This window comes from Blastococcus sp. TF02-8, from assembly GCF_003319175.1.
Taxonomy (GTDB): domain Bacteria; phylum Actinomycetota; class Actinomycetes; order Mycobacteriales; family Geodermatophilaceae; genus Blastococcus.
The window spans coordinates 148,678-167,075 of sequence record NZ_QOHK01000002.1; the positions used below are offsets into that span (position 1 = coordinate 148,678).

Below are 18,398 nucleotides of genomic sequence, written 5' to 3' on the forward strand. Positions count from 1 at the left end.
TCCTGCCTGAAACGCTGTGCGTGTGCCGGACATGTACAGGACGTGAGCGTCTCGCCGGGCCCTGCGGCCCCTTCCCTCGGTCCACCCCAATCCGATCCCGAACTCCAGTTCGACCGGCTGTACCGTTCGGCAGGCACCGCTGTGCTGGGCTATGCCTTAGGCCGGTGTGCCAGCCGCGAGGACGCCCTCGACGTCACCGCCGAGACCTTCCTGGTGGCTTGGCGACGACGTGCTGAGCTGCCCAACGAGCCCGAGGAAGCCCGAGCCTGGCTGTTCGGCGTCGCCCGGTGGTGCCTGGCCAACGCCGCCCGCGGCGATCATCGAGCGCAGCGGCTCGGCCAGCGCCTGGCCGAGCACCTCGACGTCGCCGCGCTTCCGGATCCGGCCCGGATCCACGAGAGTCGGGCCGACACCCGGCAGGTCCGCCAGGCACTCGACGCACTGCCGGCCGACGACCGGGAACTGGTCACCCTTACCGCATGGGAGGGGTTGAGTCCCACCGAGGCCGGCGCCGTTCTCGGCCTGACACCGGGCGCAGCCCGCAGTCGGCTACACCGCGCCCGCCTGCGACTGCGGGCCTCCCTCACGTCCGACCACGCCGAGCTGCAGGAGCGCCGCCGCCATGACCACTGAACACGATCTGGACACCCGCCTGCTCGCCGCCCGCGGCGTGCGCGCCGAAGACCTGCCGGCCCTGCCGGAGGCCTTCCTCGACTATCTGCACACCACCGGCGACGAGCAGCCGACCGCCACCACCGCGCCGGGACGGGTTCTCACCACAGTTCCGGCGGCGGAGACGCCGGCCAGCGTGTTGGCCGCCCAGCAGTTGGTCGCCGACGCCCGCCAGCGCCGCAGCGGCACAACCGCACCCCGGCGTCGGCGCCCCACCCGAAAGACTGTGCTCCGGATGGGTGCCGCCGTTCTCGCCGTCGCGGCGGCCTGGACCACGGCTGTCGTCGTCGCCCCGGCCGAGCCGCCGAGCGGCGAGGTCGCGGCACCCTCGGAGTCCCCGGTGTCACCGGACCACGGGATCAGGCTGGTCGCAGCCCAGCAGCTCGCCTTCCCGCTGTCACTGGAGCCCGCGCCGGAGGACCTGACGCCAACCTTCAGCCGCGTCGGCGGAGAGCCCCTGCACGAGGGGCATCCTCTCGTGTACACGGCCGACTACTTCAACGCCACCACCGGGGACAGGCTCCTCATCAACCTCTTCCCCGAGGACCCCCGCACGTGGGATTCCGGGTGGTCGGAGGGCGAGGCAGCCGGGACCGTGACCGTCCATGGCGCGGCCGCCGACCTGCGGCGCGGCAACGGCTTCGCCTCCCTCATCTGGGAACGGCCGGATGGTCAGTGGGTGCGGATCATGGGCGAGGACGCGTATGGGGAGAGCACGGCGCTGGTCGCCGCTGCTGAGACAGTCGTCGACCGCCCTCAGCCCACCAACCTGCAGTTCACCCTCGCTCCCGCCGGCTGGTCGGTGAGCGGCTACGAGGAGAGTCGGAGCCTCGACCTCACCAATGACACCGATCCGACGCAAATGCTGCGGCTGAGCGTGTACGACCCCGGCCCGGGCACCACCATCGACAACTTCCTCGACGGAACCACCTTCCTGGCGAGTCCGGCGGAATCGGTGACGATCCAGGGACGGCCAGGCTGGTTGGCGCTCGCGAACGGCGACCCGGGTTATCCGGACTACTGGTACACCGTCGGGCAGCTCCACGAGGGGCAGCTGTTCCTGCTCCTGGCGCCGTTGACCCTGACGCAGGAGCAGGTGGTACAGATCGCCGACCAGGTGACCTACACGCCGTAACGGCCGTGGTCCGGCGCTCCTCGCGAATTCCGGACCACGACTACCGACTCCTTCAATCTCGCGAAGGGCCCACCCCGTAGGGGGTGGGCCCTTCGGCTGCCCCGCTGGATGCTGACCATTTCGGGCAGCTGGTGTCTCACAGCCTTGTCGTCCGGCTGGCCGCTCGACATCCGCGCCATCGGGTCGCAGGAGGCCGGTGGCGCGACCCCGGGGGACCCGAGACTGGTTGTCCTCCGCGCCTGCAACTCGGAGAGATGAATCCACTCTAAGTCGACAATCGCCATAGACATTGACGACATGGCGCCCGCGGCATCTTTGCGCCCGGCACTTCAGCCTTTCCCGAGCCAGCCTGACGTCTTCACCAAACGACGGCACGCATGCTACCAATAGAGGTAGTCCGGGCCCCGCTTCGCGGGGCCCATCGCCGTTTCTAGGGGTGACCTGTTGGTCATTGTTGGGTGGCGTTGAAATGCACGGTGGAATGAAGGTGTACGCCGGATCGCCAGCCGCCGCCCGGGCGTATCTGGAGACCGACCGCGGCCGGGCCGATGACTACTACCTGACGGAGGGCACCGGCCTGGCCCGCCGCTATGAGGCCCGCGACGGACGGGTGTCCGAGCGGGCGCCGCTCACCGGGGAGACCTACGAAACCTGGGTGACCGGCCGCGACCCGGACACCGGCGACCCACGGGGGCGCCTGCGCACCGATCAGCGTGCGGTGCGCTTCGTAGAGGTGGTAGTCAACGGCCCGAAGTCCTGGTCCCTGGCCGCCGCGATGCATGAGGACGTCGCGGCCGCATACGACGCCGCGCAAGACCGCGCCGCCGCCCAGATCATCGGCTGGCTCGCCGCCCACGCCACCACCCGGATCGGACCGCGCGGCGGCCAGGTTCAGGTGCCGGTGGAGATGCTGGAGGCGCTGACGGTGCGGCACTACACCTCCCGGGCCGGAGACCCGCACCGGCATCTGCACCTGCAGATCGGCGCCCGGGTATTCGCCGCCGAACAATGGCGCGGGCTGCACACCGTCGGCGTGCGCGACTTCCTCGCCGCCATCGACGGAATCGGGCACGCCGCGGTCGCCTGCGATCCGCAGTTCCGGGCCGCACTCGCCACGCACGGCTACACCCTGGATGCGACTGGAGAAATACGGGAGCTTGCCCCCTACATCGGCCCGTTCAGCGCACGGGCCGCGCAGATCGGGCGCAACCTGGACCGCTACGAACGCGACTGGAAGGCGGCGCACCCCGGAGAACAGCCCGGTCCGGCGCTGCGGCGGGCCTGGGACGCCCGCGCCTGGGCCGAGGGGCGCCCGGATAAGGTCATCCCCCGCTCCGGGGCCGAGCTGGTGGCGCGGTGGCGGGCCGAGCTGGGGTCACTGGGCCATCGCGAGCCCGCCCACCCCGTCTCGCTGGCGTCGACCCCGGTCGGCGCGCTCGACCGCGAGGCTGCGGTCAACACCGTGCTGACCCGGCTGGCCGCCGGGCGCTCGGCCTGGAACGCCGCCGACGTCCGCGGCGAGGTCGAGCGGCTGATCGCCGCGGAGGGCATCGTCGCCGACCCGGCGGTGCGCCTCGAGTTGGCCGAGGACCTCACCGCCCGCGCTCTCGACCGGTGCGTCCCCCTGGTGGACCCGGAGGGGGTGCCGGAACACGTCCGGTCCTGGACCTCGCGGCCGGTGCTCGAAGTGGAGGCCGACCTGCTCACCCGGTTCGCCGCCCGCGCCGGTCAGCCACCGGGAGGACCGCCGCCGCTAGCGCCGCTGCCGGCCGGCGGTATCCGGGGCGTGGATGTCGGCCAGGCCGCGGCGGTCGCAGTCCTGGTGGGCGACCGACGGTTGGTTGTCGTGGAGGGCGCGGCCGGCGCGGGTAAGACCACCACGCTGGCCACCACGCGCGCCCTGCTCGAACGGCAGGGACGGCGACTGCTGGTGGTCACCCCGACGCTCAAGGCCGCCCACGTCGCGCGTACCGACGTCGGCGCGCCCGCCAGATCGGCCGCGTCCCTCGTCTTCGCCCACGGCTGGCGCTGGAACGAGCACGGCGAATGGACCCGACTCACCCCCGGCGAGGTCGACGCGGTCACCGGCCGCATCCACACGGCACCCCAGGAGGAGGACCGGCTGCTGCCCGACGATCTGCTGATCGTCGACGAGGCCGGCATGCTCGACCAGGACACCGCCCGCGCTCTGCTCACCGTCGCCGACGAGGCCGGGGCGCGGCTGGCGCTGCTGGGAGACCGCCACCAGCTCGCCGCGGTCGGCCGCGGCGGGGTTCTGGACCTGGCCGCCGCTCAGGTCGACCCGGCCGCCTGCCTGACACTGGAGTCGGTGCACCGCTTCATCCACACCGACAGCACCGGCCAGTCGGTTCCAGACGGTGAGTACGCCGAGTTGACATTGGCGATGCGGCGGGGTGACACCCCGGGTGTGGTGTTCGACGCCCTCCTCGCCCGCGGCCGGATCCGGCTGCACCCGGACCACGCGGCGCTGCAGGACGCCCTGGCCGCGACCGCCGCCCGCGACCCCCGGGCGGCCGACGTCGCCGTGGTGGCGGACACCCGCGAGCAGGTCAACGAGCTCAACGCCGCCATCCGCGACCGGCTGGTCCCCGACGGCCGCGTCGACGACGTCCGGGTCGTGACCACGCGGGCGGGTCAGCGGATCGGCGCCGGCGACAGGATTGCCACCCGGCGGAACGACCGTGACCTGGAGGTGGCCAACCGAGACACGTGGACCGTCACCGCGGTCGGCCGACGCGGCGGGCTGCTGGTCACCGCCGGCACGGCCACCGGTGACGTCTCCCCCGGCGATGTCACCCCGGCCGGCGCACCGGTCCGAGTGCTGCCCGCCGACTACGTCACCCAGCACGTGGAGCTCGCCTACGCCAGCACCGCGTACGGCGTGCAGGGTGACACCGTTCCCACCGCGCACGTGGTGATCGGTGACCAGACCGGCGCGGCCTCGGCCTACGTCGGCATGACCCGCGGACGGTTGTCCAACACCGCGCACCTCGTCGCGGCCGACGTGGCCGAGGCCCGGGCGCTGTGGATCGCCGTCTTCGGCCGCGACCGGGCCGACCTCGGCCCCGGCCACGCCGCCGAGCTGGCCGCCCACGAGGCCGCCCGCGACCGCCAGGACCCGTCGCGCGACCGGACGGCAGCCGCTCGGCCGCGGCCGGCCCCGCCGGTGCCGAGCGTCCCCCGGCCCGAGGCGGAGCGGCGGGGACCATCCCTCGCCCGTGGAGTCGCGCCGGGCATCGGTCGATGAGCAGGGCCGCCTCCACCGGGCCGGCCGCGGGCGGGACACCGGCAACAGGAGGAGAACTGGAGAATTTCGGAAGCCATCGGTGGTCGGCTGTCACCAATCGCGCCCAAATGGCGCCTTCTCCAGTGACGGAGCACATCCCACCCGAGCCCACCGGAGCCAGCCATGTCCGACCACCCCGCCCTCGAACCCGAGCTGCTCACCATCACCGAGGCCGCCGAACTGCTCCGCGCTCCGGTGGCCACCCTTCGGTACTGGCGTCACCTGGGCACCGGTCCGCGCAGCTTTCGCCTCGGTCGCCGTGTCCTCTACCGCCGTGATGACCTCCATGCGTGGGTCGAGGAGCAGTCGGGTTGAAGTGCCGCCGGCTAGCGAACCGGCGAAGGGCGCAGTCCCGTGGGCCGTCGCCCTGGCCTCGTCGGACCTCTTCGGCATGCTGCGTGCCGATCCGTTCCGTTTCCCGAGAAGCAAGGACGCCGACGGCCTGCCAGGCCGCGTCGAAGACGTTGAGGAGTCAGCCATGGCGAGCGTTGAGAAGCGGGTCCGCAACGGGCGGACGACTTACGAAGCGCGGTGGCGGGACGACCAAGGCAGGCAGCGCAAGAAGTCCTTCGGCAAGAAGGGCGACGCCGATCGTCACGCGGCCACGGTCGAGGCGGACAAGGCGCGCGGCACGTACGTCGAACCCTCGAAGATCACCGTCGCCGAGTACGCCAGAGGGTGGGCGGAGACCCGCCCGCACCGGCCGACCACGGCGCGGCGGACCGAGATGATGATTCGGCTGCACATCGACGGGACGCGTCTCGGTGGCCGGAAGCTCGCGGACGTTCGCCCGTCCGAAGTTCAAGCGTGGGCCACCGATCGTTCGAGAGTGCTGGCCCCCACCACTGTGAGGCAGGCAGTCGGGCTGCTCCGGAGTGTGTACGGGGCCGCGGTCCTCGACCGACTGGTGGCCTCCTCGCCCGTCGTCCGCATCCAGCTCCCCCGACACGAGAGGGAGCGGGTCGTGCCGTTGTCAGTTGAGCAGGTGGCGGCGCTTGCCCGGGCCATGCCGGAGCGCTACGAGGCCATGGTCCTCACCCAGGCTGGGCTCGGGCTCCGGATCGGCGAGCTGCTCGCGCTCCGCGTCCAGGACGTCGACTTCCTGCGCCGCGCCGTGCGGATCGAGTGGCAATTCACCCAGGGGTCGAAGGGCGAGCGGAGCGAGCCGAAGACTCCCCGATCGAGGCGGACAATCCCGCTTCCTCGGGTTGTCGCCGAAGCGCTTGCCTCCCACCTGGCGGCGTCCCCAGCAGCCGAGGACGGAACGATCTTCACGACGCGGACGGGTGCTCCACTCGGGCACGTCTACTACGGCCACAACCTGATGGGGCGTGCGGTGACCGAGGCGGGGCTACCGAAGGGCACCACCAGCCACGACCTCCGGCACCACTACGCCAGCGTCCTGCTTGCCGCCGGCGAGTCGGTCGTGGCCGTCGCCGAGCGGCTGGGGCACGAGGACGCCTCGCTGGTCCTGAGCACCTACGGGCACCTGATGCCGGACTCTGACGACCGGACGCGGAGTGCCATAGACGCGGCGTGGGACGCAGCCAGCGCCTCGTGTGCCCCCGATGTGCCCCAGGACGCCCAGCCGGTCCGCTAGTCCGCCAGGTCCACCACCACGGGGGCGTGGTCGCTGGCGCCTTTGCCCTTGCGCTCCTCGCGGTCTATCAGCGCATTCGTCACGCGCGAGGCGAACGCCGGCGAGCCGAGGACGAAGTCGATCCGCATGCCCTCGCGGCGGGGGAAGCGCAGCTGGGTGTAGTCCCAGTAGGTGTACACGCCCGGCCCCGGTGCGTGGGGCCGCACCACGTCGCTGTACCCGGCCTCGACCACCGCGCGGAAGGCGGCCCGCTCCGGCGGTGAGACGTGGGTCGAGTGCGCGAACACGTTCATGTCCCAGACGTCGTCGTCCTCCGGGGCGATGTTCCAGTCCCCGACCAGCGCCACCGGCGCCGCGGGGTCCGCGGCCAGCCAGCCCGCCGCGGTCTCCTTCAGCGCCGCCAGCCACTCGAGCTTGTACTGCAGGTGCGGGTCGGCGAGGGTCCGGCCGTTGGGCACGTAGAGGCTCCACACCCGCACGCCCCCGCAGGTGGCGCCCAGCGCCCGCGCCTCCGGAGCGGGGTCCTGGCCCTCCTTGGCCGCCCACGAGGGCATGCCGGCGAAGCCGACCTGCACGTCCTCCAGCCCCACGCGGGAGAGGATCGCCACCCCGTTCCACTGCGAGTGACCGACGTGCGCCACCTCGTAGCCCAGCGAGGAGAAGACCATCTCCGGGAACTGGTCGTCGCGGCACTTGGTCTCCTGCATCGCCAGCACGTCGACGTCGTGCCGCTGCAGGAAGGCCGCGACGCGGTCGGCGCGGGTGCGGATCGAGTTCACGTTCCAGGTCGCCAGTCGCACGGGACCCGAGCTTACGGAGCCGCCCGGAGCGCTCCCGGCGGCACGGGCTGTCCCCGGATCGGGCGGTTGCGGGGGCTGCCGCGGCGGTCGGGCCGCCGACCTGGCCCGACGGTGCGATCATGGCCGGATGAGCGGGCGGCGGAAGGTGACGGGATGACCGCCGACACGGCTCCGGTCGCCCCCGAGCACGAGGGCCGGGCGTCCGGGCGCGGCGCCCGCCGCGCGCCGCGCAGCTTCGGTGCCGCCCTGGGGTGGACCGTCCTCGGCGCGATCCTGCCGGGCACCGGGTACCTCGCAGCCGGGCGACGCCGGCTGGGTGGCGTCGTCCTGGGGGTGTTCCTCCTCCTGGTCGCCGGCGTGGTCTGGCTGGCGACCGGCGGACGCCGGTTCACGGCGCGGACGGCGGTCGACACCGACGTCCTCCTCGGGGCGACCGTCGGCATCGGGGTGCTCGCGCTGCTCTGGGCGGTCGTGGTCGTGACCGGCTACCGGATGCTGGTGCCCCGGGGGACCGGACGTGGCCGGCACGTGCTGGGCGGCCTCCTGGTGGCGCTCCTGGTCGCCGGTGTCGCCGGCCCGGCCGTGCTCGCGGGGCGGTTCGTCATGACCTCGCGGGATCTGATCGACGACGTCTTCGCCGACGACCGCGAGTCGGCGACCGTTCCCGACACCCCCGACCCGTTCGGCTCCAAGGAGCGGGTGAACGTCCTGCTGCTCGGCGGCGACGGCGGGGTGGGTCGCGAGGGCGTGCGGACCGACACGGTCATCGTCGCCAGCACCGACACCGAGACCGGCGACACGACGCTGTTCAGCCTGCCGCGCAACCTGGAGAACCTGCCCTTCCCTGCCGACAGCCCGCTGCGGGAGGTCTACCCCGACGGTTTCGAGGCCGGCAGCGAGAGCGAGAGCCTCCTCAACGCGGTGTACCGGAACGGGCCGGCCGAGCACCCGGACATCCTCGGGCCGACCGACGACCCCGGGGCGGACTTCCTCAAGCTCGGCGTGGGCGAGGCGCTCGGCCTGGACATCGACTACTACGTGCTGGTCAACCTCGAGGGCTTCAGCAGGCTGGTCGACGCGCTCGGCGGGATCACCGTCAACGTCAACTACTACGTGCCGATCAACGGCGACCCCGGGACGCGCGAACTGCCGGACGACTACATCGAGCCAGGGCCGAACCAGGAGATGGACGGGTACACGGCGCTGCAGTTCGCCCGCGGGCGGTTCGGTCTGACCGACTACGACCGGATGGCCCGGCAGCGCTGCACCATCCAGGCCATCGTCGATGCCGCGGACCCGGTCACGCTGCTGCAGCGCTACCAGGAGCTGGCGGCCACGACCGAGGACATCGTGAGCACCGACATCCCCCGGTCGGTGCTGGACGACTTCGTCGACCTCGCGTTCCTCGTCAAGGACGCCGACCTGCGCAGCGTCGTCTTCGACCAGCAGGTGATCGACCCGGCCTACCCGGACTACGACCGGGTGCGGCAGCTGGTGCAGGAGGCCCTCCAGCCGCCGGTGGCGCCGGCCGCGGGCACGTCGGCGCCCGCTCCGACCGCAGGCGCTCCCGCGCCGGCGCCGGACCCGGTGGCCGACGTCGGGTCCGCCTGTGCCTACGACCCGGCCATGGCCGCCGAGGCGCGGGCGAAGGGGAAGCCGCCCACGCGGCAGGGCTGATGAGGGAGGCGGCCCTCCGGGGTCAGAGCCGGACGTCGTCGAACGACCGGAGCTCGACCCATGCGTTCCGCCGGGCGCCGGGTGGCGGTGCCTCCTCGACCACCGGCCCTGCCGGGAGCAGGTCGACGGCGGCCGGTCCGCTCAGGTCGACCCCCGCCAGGGCCGCGATGTCGGCGATCGGCACCTGGAACGTGCGGTAGGCGCCCAGCGGCGGCGGCTCGCCGGCCGCGAGTGCTTCCGCCACGGCCGCCTCGGCGTCCTCGACGAGCGGTGACTGGTCCAGCAGGTAACCGGTCGCGGCGAGCTCCTCGCCCTGGCGGAAGACGACGACCTTCCAGAAGCGCAGCGGGATCGCCACGCCCCGGTACGGCGGGTCGGCCGGGTCCAGCACCGGGCCGGCGAGGACCACCAGCCGGCGGGCGTAGGCCGCGGCGTGCTCCTGCACGTACTCCTCCAGGCCGAGCCACAGCTGCTTGCCCTGGTTGAACAGTGCCGCCTGCGGAGCGGCGTTCGGGTAGTGGAAGGAGTCGACGTTGGCCCGCTCCGCCTCGGCCCGGTCCCGGCCCCAGCACGCGGATGCCCGACGGACGAGGTGCCCGCGGTCCAGGTCGTTGTGCGCGTACACCGCCGGTCCCGCCTGCTGGTCGGCGGGCAGCCGCGGGTCCAGCGACCAGGGGATGCCCTCCCGGTCGAGCTCGCGCAGCAGGCCGCCGTCCATCGCCAGGGCCGTGACCGCCGCCAGTCGCCGGTCGGGCCGGTGCAGCACGGTGAAGTGCGTGTAGGGCAGCGACACGGTCGGGTGGTCGGTGGTGAGCGCCGGGAGCGGGACCGGGGGCCCGAGGAAGTCCGGGTCGTAGCCCGCTCGCCCGGACAGGTCCTCGTGGCGGAGCGCGCCGGTGCCGGTCATGGCGGGACGCTACGGCCGTCCTGGCCGGACGGGGGTCCTGGGCGCTTCCGCGGGGCCGCGTCCCGGCGTGTCGGGACGGGGCGGAGAATGGTCGGGTGCCCGCCGCAGTCGTCCGTCCCGTCACCGCCGTCGACGAGGGACTGCGAGAAGAACTGCTGGCGTGCTGGACCGACGTCAGCAACGCCGGGGGTGCGGTCGGGTTCGTGCCCCCGGTGACCCGCGACGACGTCGCCCCCGTGCTGGACCGGCTGCTCGACGGCGTCCACTCGGGCCGCGACGTCATCTGCCTGCTGACCGTCGACGACGCCGTCGCGGGGTTCGCGGCCCTGGTCGGGTCGGCGGGCCCGCTGCGCCGCCACTGGGGCACCGTCCTGCGGGTGCAGGTGCACCCGTCGCGGCAGGGGCAGGGTCTGGGCCGGGTGCTGATGGACGGCGTGCACGGGGTCGCCCGCGCCCGGGGCCTCGAGTTCCTGCACCTCACCGCCCGCGGGGGGACCGGCGTGGACGCCTTCTACCTGCGGCTGGGCTATCGCGAGGTGGGGCGGCTGCCCGGAGCGATCCGGGTGGCCCCGGGAGACGACCGCGACGAGATCTCGCTGGTCCGCCCGCTCTGACCCGCGCGGCCGGGAAGGCCGGTGGTCTGGCACCGTGAGGACCATGTCCGCTCCGGAGCCGTCGCCCCTCGCCCGTCGCGAACGCCTCGTGGGGCTGTTCGTGCTCGGCGTCGCCTTCGTGCTGCTGGTGTCCTCCCCGACCTGGTTCGCCAGCGACCGGGTCGGGGTGGGGGTCGCCCAGCTCGTCGTCGCCGTGCTGCTCGGCGGGGTCGGCGGCTTCCTGCTCCGTCGCGCCGGCCGGGGCTGAGCGCTCCGCCGTCTTGCCACGGGGTGTGAGCCGCAGCACACTCCGGCAGATGGAGCTGGCGAAGCAGGAGCTGGTGCGCGTGCTGCGCACCGAGGGCGACAACGACACCGCCGACGCGGTCGAGGGCTCGGACCTCCCCGACCGGATCGACACCGAGCGGGATGCCGATGCGCTGACCGCGGTCGGCCTGGACCGGACGCAGCTGATGAACAAGCTGGCCGGCGGGTCCCTGGGGACGACGCTCAGCCCCTGAGACGCCTGTGGCCCGGACCGCGCACGGTCCGGGCCACCCTCGTCGCGTCCGTCAGCCGGCGTAGGGGCGCTCCCGGGCCAGCTCCTCCTTGGCCACGCCGCGGATGTGCACCGCGTCGGGACCGTCGACGATGCGCAGCGTGCGGGCGCTGGCGTAGAAGCGGGCGAGCACGGTGTCGTTGCTGACGCCGGCCCCGCCGTGCACCTGGATGGCGCGGTCGATCACGTCGAGGGCCACCTTGGGGGCGGCCACCTTGATGGCGGAGATCTCCGTCTTGGCGCCCTTGGCCCCGTACTTGTCGATCAGGTCGGCCGTCTTGAGCACGTAGAGCCGGGCCTGGTCGATCTCGATGCGGGAGAGCGCGATCGCCTCGCGCACGGTGCCCTGATCGGCCAGCGGCCGACCGAAGGCGACGCGGTTCTTCGTGCGCTCGACCATCAGCGCCAGGGCGCGCTCGGCCATGCCGATGGCGCGCATGCAGTGGTGGATGCGGCCGGGGCCGAGACGGGCCTGGGCGATCATGAAGCCGTCGCCCTCGCCGGAGAGGATGTTGCTGACCGGGACGCGCACGTCGGTGAAGCGCAGCTCCGAGTGGCCGTGCTGGTCCTGGTACCCGAACACCGGCAGGTGGCGGATGATCTCCAGCCCGGGGGTGTCGCGGGGGACCAGCACCATCGACTGCTGCCGGTGCGGCGGGCCGTCGGGGTCGGTCTTGCCCATGACGATGAAGATCTGGCAGCGCTCGTCGGCGGCACCGGAGGTCCACCACTTGCGGCCGTTGATCACGTACTCGTCGCCGTCACGGACGATCGACGTCTGGATGTTCCGGGCGTCGGAGGAGGCGACGTCGGGCTCGGTCATCGCGAAACCGGAGCGGATCTCGCCCTCCAGCAGCGGGCTGAGCCAGCGCTCCTTCTGCTCGGGCGTGCCGAACAGCATGAGCGTCTCCATGTTGCCCGTGTCGGGCGCGCCCACGTTCATGGCCTCGGGGGCGATGGTCGGCGACCAGCCGGTGATCTCGGCGACCGACGCGTACTCGAGGTTCGACAGCCCGCCGAGCTCGTGGTGGAACAGGTTCCACAGCCCGCGCTTGCGCGCCTCGGCCTTGAGCTCCTCCAGGACCGGCGGGTGCTCGTGGTTGTCGTGCCCGCGCTCGGCCCGCCACTGGTCGTACACGGCCTCGGCGGGGAAGACGTGCTCACGCATGAAATCCCAGGCGCGTGCGCAGACGTCCTCGGCCTTGGCGGAGAGAGCGAAGTCCATGTCGGCAACGTAGCGCCGGACGTGACCGTCGTCGCACCGGGGGTCGTGCCGGCTGGGGTGGGTCCGGAAACGGGACGAGCCGGGCCCCGACGCCGTGGAGGGCGTGCGGAGCCCGGCTCGCACCGGGTGTGCGTGTGCTTACGCGGTGCGCCGGCTGTCGACGGCGTCGCGGACCGGCAGCAGCGCGATCACGAGGCCGACGATGGCGGTCAGGAGGTGCAGGACGTTGTCGGCACCGTTGATGCTGAGGAAGTCCCAGTCCTTGCCCACGGCGATGAGGCCGTAGATGAAGGCGGCGCCGTAGCCGACCGCGAGCAGCCAGCCGTAGGTGCGGGCGCCCGCGAGCGTGCGGGACAGCGCCAGGCCGGCGAGACCGATCAGGATGTGCACGACGTTGTGCATGCCGTTGATCTCGAAGAACAGCAGGTTCTTCCCGGTGTCGTGCGAGAAGAAGTCGTCGAACCCGGTGATGAAGAAGCCGACGATCCCGACGAGCAGGTAGATCGCGCCGAACGCGAGTCCGAGGATCTCGGGGACGGTCTTGCCCCGGCCCGTGGCGTTGTGGCCAGCGGAAGCGGCCATGGTGTCCTCCCAGGTGGTGGTGCCCGTCAGGTCCTGACGGGTGCTGGCAGGGCTCTACCCCCGGCGTGATCAGGAGTAACGGTCGTCACCCGCGTGGGCGACGGTCGTTGCCGAACCGTCACCTGCGCGGGCCCGCCCGGCGGCCCTCGTTCCCGGTGTTCGGGCCCGAGGGGTCGATCGGTTCACCGCTGCCCGGACCGGTCCTGCGCCGGGCGGGGCGTGCGCTTCGTGCGGCGGACGACGAACGGCCCGATGGCCAGCAGGTCGACCGGGGCGGACCCGAAGCACTCCAGGGCGTCCCGTGGGTCGTCGACCATCGGCCGGCCGGCCGTGTTGAGGCTCGTGTTGACGACGACGGGAAGACCCGTGCGCCGCTCGAAGGCCGCGATCATCCGGTGCACCAGCGGCTCGGTCCCCGCGTCGATCGTCTGGATGCGCGCGGTGCCGTCGACGTGCGTGACGGTCGGGATGCGCTCGCGCCACTCCTCGGCGACGTCGTGCACGAAGAGCATGTAGGGCGAGGGGATCGGTCCGCGGCTGAAGATCTCCGGGGCCTTCTCCAACAGCACCATCGGCGCGACCGGGCGGAACTGCTCCCGGCCCTTGACGTCGTTCATCCGCTCGAGGTTGGCCTCGAAGCCGGGGTGGGCCAGCAGCGACCGGTGGCCCAGCGCGCGCGGGCCGTACTCGCTCCGGCCCTGAAACCAGGCGACGATGCCGTTGTCGGCGAGCACCTCGGCGACGGCCTCGGCGACGTCGTCGGGGCGTTCGTACTCGATCGCGGCCGTCTGCAGCTGCTGCTCGATCTCCGCATCGCTCCAGCCGCGGCCGAGCGCCGCGCCGGCCATGGGCTCGGTGCGCTCACCCAGCTCCGCGGCCACGTGCAGGGCGGCGCCGAGCGCGGTGCCGGCGTCGCCGGCGGCCGGCTGGACCCAGACCTGCTCGAACGGGCTCTCGGCGAGGATGCGGGTGTTGGCGACGCAGTTGAGCGCGGTGCCGCCGGCCATGGTGAGGGTCTTCTCGCCGGTCTGCTCGTGCACCCATCGGGCGAGGTCGACCAGCACCTCCTCCAGGCGGGTCTGCACGCTGGCGGCGAGGTCGGCGTGCGCCTCGGTCCACGGCTCGTCCTTGCCCAGGCGGGGGGCGAACTCGGCGAAGTCGATCTTCTCCGTGCGGAAGCCGCCGTCGTCGGTGGCGCGGATGAGCTCGGACAGCTCGCCGAGGAAGCGTGGCTTGCCGTAGGAGGCCATCGCCATGACCTTGAACTCGTCGGAGCTGCGCAGGAAGCCGAGGTGGTCGGTGAGCTCCTCGTACATGAGGCCGAGGGAATGGGGGAGGGCCTGGCCGGCGAGGACCTCCAGCTGCCCGTCGACGTAGCGTCCGGCGAGGTGGCTGTGCGCCTCGCCGCGGCCGTCGAGGACGAGGACGGCGTTGTCCCGCTGGGGGGCGGCCTTGCCCGCCGAGGCGGCGTGGGCGACGTGGTGCTTGACGAACCGGACCTTCGCCGGGTCGAGACCGGGGAGGGCGTGGGCGAGGAAGTCGGGCGCCATCTCGGCGTACTTCTTGCGCATGGTGTCGCCGTCGTCGAACAGGCCGGTGTCCTCGGGCGTCGTCATCAGGCCCGGGTCGAAGGAGTAGGCCACGGCGTCCAGCTCCTCGGGGCGGATGCCGGCGGCCTTCAGGCACCAGGCGGCAGACAGCTCCGGCAGCTCCCACGCACTCCACGGCAGCGGCCGCTTGCCGTGCTTGCGCCGGCTGAACCGCTCCTCCTCGGCGGCGGCCACGATCCTCCCGTCGACGACAAGCGCCGATGCGGGGTCGTGGTAGATCGCGTTGATGCCGAGGACCTTCACGCATGCACTCCTTCGTCCGGGACCGGTCCGTCTCCTGCGGATCGCGTCCCTCGGCTGATCATCGGGGGGCGGGCGCGGGGCCGCAGCTCGGAGCAGCGTGAGGGGTCAGGGGCGGGCGCGCAGCAGCCCGTGCTCGACGACCGCCGTCAGGCCGAGCGTCTTGTAGCCGACGTCGTCGAACAGCACCGTGATCCGGTCGTCCTCCACGCGCATGACCGCACCGGCGCCCCACTCGGTGTGCTCGACGGCGGTTCCCACGGGGAAGGGGACCTCGTGGCCGGCCTCGTCGGTCTGCTCGTGCGCGGTGCCCGCCGCGCAGTTGTCGCAGTTGCCGCAGGGCTGGTCCAGCTGCTCGCCGAAGTAGCCGAGGAGGAACTGCCGGCGGCACTCGGTCGTCTCGGCGTACCCGCGCATCATCTCGACACGGCTCTGGTCCACCTTCTCGTGGTGCTCGGCCAGCTGCCGGGCCCGCTCGGCGGCCTCCCCGGGCGGTGGCGCACCCTCGACGGGGAACGCGGCGCCCTCCTCGTCGAGCACGACGGCCGACACCTGCTCCAGCAGGTTGAGGTCACGCACCAGCGGAGTGGCGGCGCGTCCGGTCTCCTCGCGCAGCGCCTTCACGTCGACGCCGTCGTCCATCCCGGCGGCCGCGGCGGCCTGGACGAGACCGGCCACCTGCTGCAGCTCCTCCTCGGCGGGGGTCCCGGCGGCGAAGAACCGGCGGAGGCCGAGGTCCTCCTGCCGGTAGACGAGGACGGCGAGCGCCGGTTCGCCGTCGCGTCCGGCGCGGCCGATCTCCTGGTAGTAGCTGTCGATCGAGTCGGCGGGCTCGGCGTGGACCACGAAGCGGGTGTCGGGCTTGTCGATGCCCATGCCGAACGCGGTCGTGGCGACGACGACGTCGAGCTCGTCGGCCATCCAGACGCGCTGGGTCTCCTCGCGGTCGGCCTTGTTCAGGCCCGCGTGGTAGTGCCGGGCCCGCAGCCCGCGGTCGGCCAGCTCGCCGGCGATCGTCTCGGTGCCCTTGCGGGTGGCGCTGTAGACGATGCCGGGACCCCGGCCCTCGCCGATCTCGGCGAGCACGCGGTCGAGGACGCCCTGCTCCTTGCCGTGGGCGTCGGCGTAGTGGTCGACCTCCAGCCGGATCTCGGGGCGGTCGAAGCCGGCGACGACGATCTCGGCGTCCTGCATCTGCAGCTGCTCGACGATCTCGGCGCGCACGGGCGGTGCGGCGGTGGCGGTCAGGGCCAGCACCGTCGGGTGGCCCAGCTGCTCGATGACACCGCCCAGCCGCAGGTAGTCGGGGCGGAAGTCGTGGCCCCAGGCCGACACGCAGTGCGCCTCGTCCACCACGAACAGCGCGGGCTTCGACTCGGCGATGGCATCGACCACGTCGGGCCTGGTCAGCTGCTCGGGAGCGAGGAAGAGGAAGCGGACCGTTCCGTCGCGCAGGCCGTCCAGGGCTGCCTGCTGGTCGCCGGCCGTCATCGTGGAGTTCAGCTGGGCGGCGCGGCCGGCCCGGTCCTCCAGCTCGGTGAGCCGGTCGACCTGGTCGCGCTGGAGTGCGATCAGCGGGGAGACGACGAGCACCGGGCCGTCGAGCAGGTGGCCGGCGACCTGGTAGATCGCGGTCTTCCCCGCTCCCGAGGGGAGCACCGCCAGGGTGTCGCTCCCGCCGACGACGGCCTGCATCGCGCTTTCCTGCCCGGGCCGGAACTCCTCGTAGCCGAGCACCTCGCGGGCGAACCGGCGGATGCGGCGGGTGCGGACCGAGGCGCTCTTCCCCGCAGGATTGTCGTCGGACGCGGCGGGGGCGGGGGTGCGTGTCACCCGGTTCGGCTGCCCGGCCCCCGACTGCGGCAAACCGGGCCGCGGACCAACAGGTGCGAGCACTCCTGTGGCACTTGTAACGGAAAGATCTGGTGCAGTAACTTGGGGCAGTCGGGAGCGTTGGCCATGGTCGCCTTGGGCCGACGAGCCGGGGGCGCGGGCGGGATCAACCTGTGGGGTGGTGGAAGTGTTCTCGGAGGAGGCCTGTCGCCAGGCGCAGCACGACTGCCGAATGCGGTTCACGGAGTCGGAGTTGGAGATCCTGCGCCTGGTGGCAACCGGGATGACTGACGACGCCGTGGCCACCAGGCGAGGATCCAGTTCCCACACGGTGCGACATCACATGGCATCAGCTATGCGACGAGCGGCAGCGTGCTCACGCACCGAACTCGTTGCCAAGTGCTTCGCCGCGGGCGTCCTCACGTCCACCTGGCCCCCGGCGTCTCCGTGATCCATTGCCTGTGCAGACTCGACTGAATGCACCGGGAGATTCTGCCTAGTCGAAACCTGCGATGTGCGAGGGAGTGGTTGGCCGCCAGGATCTCCCTGAACCGGAAAACGGTTCCCCGACAGGTCGAGAGGTGAACATGTCCAGTGCACGAAATGCCACAGCAGGAGCGATGCTTTTCGCGGCGATGCTTCTGTCAGCTGCCCCAGCGACGGCCGGCATCGGTTTGATCTCGTATGAGGGGAGCGACTTCTCTCAGGACGTGAACACCTCGAGCGCGGTACGGGCCTGCGACGGCGAGAGCGACTCGCACGGCGTCCACGCTGACTTCACGACCAAGGGGTCCGGCGTCGTTCAGCAGATCCGGGACGGAAACGGGGCGAACAACAGCTGCGCGTACACCGGCAGCTACGGCGACTACAAGATCTACTCGCACCGGGCCGTCGAAGAGATCAACGGAGCCCCGGACAACTTCGGCGATTGGAAGTACCCGTCCTGATGCACCTGGGAGTCCATGTTCGGGAAGTGGTGGTGGAGGCCGGTGACCACCTGGTCCTGGCCTCTACCACCCTTTCCGCCGCTCCTGCGGAGGTCGTTGCCATCATGGGCCCGTCAGGATCGGGAAAGACGACCCTGCTGGCATGCGTGGGCGGAACGGCGGTACCGACGAGCGGCAAGGTCGAGGTCGACGGGAGCGTCATCTCCGAACTCGCCCCTGCTGCCCGCGCCCGGTTCCGGCGTGAGCACGTCGGCCTGGTCTTCCAGGATCCCGAACTGCTGGACGAGCTGACGGTCGGCGAGAACGTCGCACTGCAGCTGATCTTCTCCGGGGTGCCCCGATCGAAGGCGCGAGAGCAGGCCATGACAGCTTTGGATCGAGTCTCGTTGGCGCATCTGGTCGACTCGCCGATTCAGCACCTGTCCGGAGGAGAGGCTCAACGGGTCGCCGTGGCTCGCGCAACCATTCGGCGGGCTGCAGTGATCCTGGCTGACGAGCCGACTGCATCACTGGATGCGACCAACGCGCGCCTCGTCACCGACCTTCTCATCACGGCAGCCCGCGACCAAGGGTCTGTCGTGCTGTTGGCCACCCACGACGCTGACGTCGCTGCCGCCTGCGACCGAGTGGTATCCCTGCGCGAAACGAGAGTCGACACGGCGCAATGAGGTTATTGCTGCGCCTCGCAATGCGTTTTGCGTTCTCCCGTGA

General features: G+C 72.0%; 17 protein-coding genes and 1 pseudogene. 12 read left to right on the forward strand and 6 right to left on the reverse strand.

What is annotated here, in order from left to right:
- Positions 1-42 precede the first annotated feature (42 nt).
- The 5 genes and pseudogenes from DQ237_RS04755 to DQ237_RS04775 all read left to right on the forward strand — a co-directional run bounded on the left by DQ237_RS04755 (position 43) and on the right by DQ237_RS04775 (position 6,714).
- Positions 43-633, forward strand: coding sequence for an RNA polymerase sigma factor (locus DQ237_RS04755; RefSeq protein ID WP_166509499.1), 591 nt, complete (start codon positions 43-45; stop codon positions 631-633).
- Positions 623-1,807: a hypothetical protein gene (locus tag DQ237_RS04760; protein WP_113797713.1), complete on the forward strand. Its 1,185-nt coding sequence runs from the start codon at positions 623-625 to the stop codon at positions 1,805-1,807. Before DQ237_RS04755 ends, DQ237_RS04760 begins: the two co-directional genes overlap by 11 nt.
- A gap of 481 nt (positions 1,808-2,288) precedes the next feature.
- Positions 2,289-4,934, forward strand: a pseudogene (mobF, locus tag DQ237_RS04765) (MobF family relaxase); the annotation flags it as partial.
- A gap of 303 nt (positions 4,935-5,237) precedes the next feature.
- The gene (locus DQ237_RS04770; protein WP_113797717.1) at positions 5,238-5,429 is read left to right on the forward strand and encodes an AlpA family transcriptional regulator; all 192 of its coding nucleotides are present in this window, start codon (positions 5,238-5,240) and stop codon (positions 5,427-5,429) included.
- Between the two features lie 76 nt (positions 5,430-5,505).
- Entirely contained in the window at positions 5,506-6,714 is a 1,209-nt protein-coding gene (locus DQ237_RS04775) for a site-specific integrase (protein WP_240619416.1), read from the forward strand.
- Here the strand turns inward: DQ237_RS04775 and DQ237_RS04780 are convergent.
- Positions 6,711-7,514, reverse strand: a complete 804-nt coding sequence (locus DQ237_RS04780; RefSeq protein ID WP_113797719.1) for an exodeoxyribonuclease III — start codon at positions 7,512-7,514, stop codon at positions 6,711-6,713. The genes DQ237_RS04775 and DQ237_RS04780 overlap by 4 nt on opposite strands.
- Positions 7,515-7,667: 153 nt before the next feature.
- Here DQ237_RS04780 and DQ237_RS04785 point away from each other — a divergent pair, with 153 nt between their 5' ends.
- Complete coding sequence (locus tag DQ237_RS04785; RefSeq protein ID WP_113797721.1) at positions 7,668-9,191, forward strand: LCP family protein; 1,524 nt, start codon at positions 7,668-7,670, stop codon at positions 9,189-9,191.
- A 22-nt stretch (positions 9,192-9,213) separates the two neighbouring features.
- Here the strand turns inward: DQ237_RS04785 and DQ237_RS04790 are convergent, their stop codons facing one another.
- The gene (locus DQ237_RS04790) at positions 9,214-10,098 is read right to left on the reverse strand and encodes a DNA/RNA non-specific endonuclease (RefSeq protein WP_113797723.1); all 885 of its coding nucleotides are present in this window, start codon (positions 10,096-10,098) and stop codon (positions 9,214-9,216) included.
- Positions 10,099-10,193: 95 nt separating this feature from the next.
- Here DQ237_RS04790 and DQ237_RS04795 point away from each other — a divergent pair, with 95 nt between their 5' ends.
- Genes DQ237_RS04795 through DQ237_RS04805 form a run of 3 tightly spaced genes read left to right on the forward strand, consistent with a single transcriptional unit; the run spans position 10,194 to position 11,212 of the window.
- On the forward strand, positions 10,194-10,712 hold the full coding sequence (locus DQ237_RS04795; protein WP_113797725.1) for a GNAT family N-acetyltransferase: 519 nt from the start codon (positions 10,194-10,196) through the stop codon (positions 10,710-10,712).
- A gap of 43 nt (positions 10,713-10,755) precedes the next feature.
- A complete protein-coding gene (locus tag DQ237_RS04800; protein WP_113797727.1) occupies positions 10,756-10,959 on the forward strand; it encodes a hypothetical protein in 204 nt (67 codons plus the stop codon).
- 49 nt (positions 10,960-11,008) lie between these two features.
- On the forward strand, positions 11,009-11,212 hold the full coding sequence (locus DQ237_RS04805; protein ID WP_113797729.1) for a hypothetical protein: 204 nt from the start codon (positions 11,009-11,011) through the stop codon (positions 11,210-11,212).
- 51 nt (positions 11,213-11,263) lie between these two features.
- Here the strand turns inward: DQ237_RS04805 and DQ237_RS04810 are convergent, their stop codons facing one another.
- The 4 genes from DQ237_RS04810 to DQ237_RS04825 all read right to left on the reverse strand — a co-directional run bounded on the left by DQ237_RS04810 (position 11,264) and on the right by DQ237_RS04825 (position 16,740).
- Complete coding sequence (locus tag DQ237_RS04810) at positions 11,264-12,475, reverse strand: acyl-CoA dehydrogenase family protein (protein WP_113797730.1); 1,212 nt, start codon at positions 12,473-12,475, stop codon at positions 11,264-11,266.
- 138 nt (positions 12,476-12,613) lie between these two features.
- Positions 12,614-13,057, reverse strand: coding sequence for a DUF4383 domain-containing protein (locus DQ237_RS04815; RefSeq protein WP_113797732.1), 444 nt, complete (start codon positions 13,055-13,057; stop codon positions 12,614-12,616).
- A gap of 182 nt (positions 13,058-13,239) precedes the next feature.
- Positions 13,240-14,910, reverse strand: coding sequence for a carbamoyltransferase C-terminal domain-containing protein (locus tag DQ237_RS04820; protein ID WP_113797734.1), 1,671 nt, complete (start codon positions 14,908-14,910; stop codon positions 13,240-13,242).
- Positions 14,911-15,015: 105 nt separating this feature from the next.
- Complete coding sequence (locus DQ237_RS04825) at positions 15,016-16,740, reverse strand: ATP-dependent DNA helicase RecQ (protein ID WP_113797736.1); 1,725 nt, start codon at positions 16,738-16,740, stop codon at positions 15,016-15,018.
- A 232-nt stretch (positions 16,741-16,972) separates the two neighbouring features.
- On the opposite strand from DQ237_RS04825, the gene DQ237_RS20590 reads away from it, so the two are divergent.
- The 3 genes from DQ237_RS20590 to DQ237_RS04840 all read left to right on the forward strand — a co-directional run bounded on the left by DQ237_RS20590 (position 16,973) and on the right by DQ237_RS04840 (position 18,355).
- The gene (locus DQ237_RS20590) at positions 16,973-17,191 is read left to right on the forward strand and encodes a LuxR C-terminal-related transcriptional regulator (RefSeq protein ID WP_369832199.1); all 219 of its coding nucleotides are present in this window, start codon (positions 16,973-16,975) and stop codon (positions 17,189-17,191) included.
- A 259-nt stretch (positions 17,192-17,450) separates the two neighbouring features.
- Positions 17,451-17,687: a hypothetical protein gene (locus tag DQ237_RS04835; RefSeq protein ID WP_147251743.1), complete on the forward strand. Its 237-nt coding sequence runs from the start codon at positions 17,451-17,453 to the stop codon at positions 17,685-17,687.
- Positions 17,687-18,355, forward strand: coding sequence for an ABC transporter ATP-binding protein (locus DQ237_RS04840; RefSeq protein WP_113797741.1), 669 nt, complete (start codon positions 17,687-17,689; stop codon positions 18,353-18,355). Before DQ237_RS04835 ends, DQ237_RS04840 begins: the two co-directional genes overlap by 1 nt.
- Positions 18,356-18,398 lie beyond the last annotated feature (43 nt).

Bases quoted from the DNA above. Each gene is read 5' to 3' on its own strand.
- DQ237_RS04785 (WP_113797721.1), top strand. From the start codon at position 7,668: ATGACCGCCGACACGGCTCCGGTCGCCCCCGAGCACGAGGGCCGGGCG.
- DQ237_RS04760 (WP_113797713.1), top strand. From the start codon at position 623: ATGACCACTGAACACGATCTGGACACCCGCCTGCTCGCCGCCCGCGGC.
- DQ237_RS04790 (WP_113797723.1), bottom strand. From the start codon at position 10,098: ATGACCGGCACCGGCGCGCTCCGCCACGAGGACCTGTCCGGGCGAGCG.
- DQ237_RS04805 (WP_113797729.1), top strand. From the start codon at position 11,009: ATGGAGCTGGCGAAGCAGGAGCTGGTGCGCGTGCTGCGCACCGAGGGC.
- DQ237_RS04815 (WP_113797732.1), bottom strand. From the start codon at position 13,057: ATGGCCGCTTCCGCTGGCCACAACGCCACGGGCCGGGGCAAGACCGTC.
- DQ237_RS04840 (WP_113797741.1), top strand. From the start codon at position 17,687: ATGCACCTGGGAGTCCATGTTCGGGAAGTGGTGGTGGAGGCCGGTGAC.
- DQ237_RS04800 (WP_113797727.1), top strand. From the start codon at position 10,756: ATGTCCGCTCCGGAGCCGTCGCCCCTCGCCCGTCGCGAACGCCTCGTG.
- DQ237_RS04810 (WP_113797730.1), bottom strand. From the start codon at position 12,475: ATGGACTTCGCTCTCTCCGCCAAGGCCGAGGACGTCTGCGCACGCGCC.
- DQ237_RS04775 (WP_240619416.1), top strand. From the start codon at position 5,506: ATGCTGCGTGCCGATCCGTTCCGTTTCCCGAGAAGCAAGGACGCCGAC.
- DQ237_RS20590 (WP_369832199.1), top strand. From the start codon at position 16,973: ATGCGGTTCACGGAGTCGGAGTTGGAGATCCTGCGCCTGGTGGCAACC.
- DQ237_RS04770 (WP_113797717.1), top strand. From the start codon at position 5,238: ATGTCCGACCACCCCGCCCTCGAACCCGAGCTGCTCACCATCACCGAG.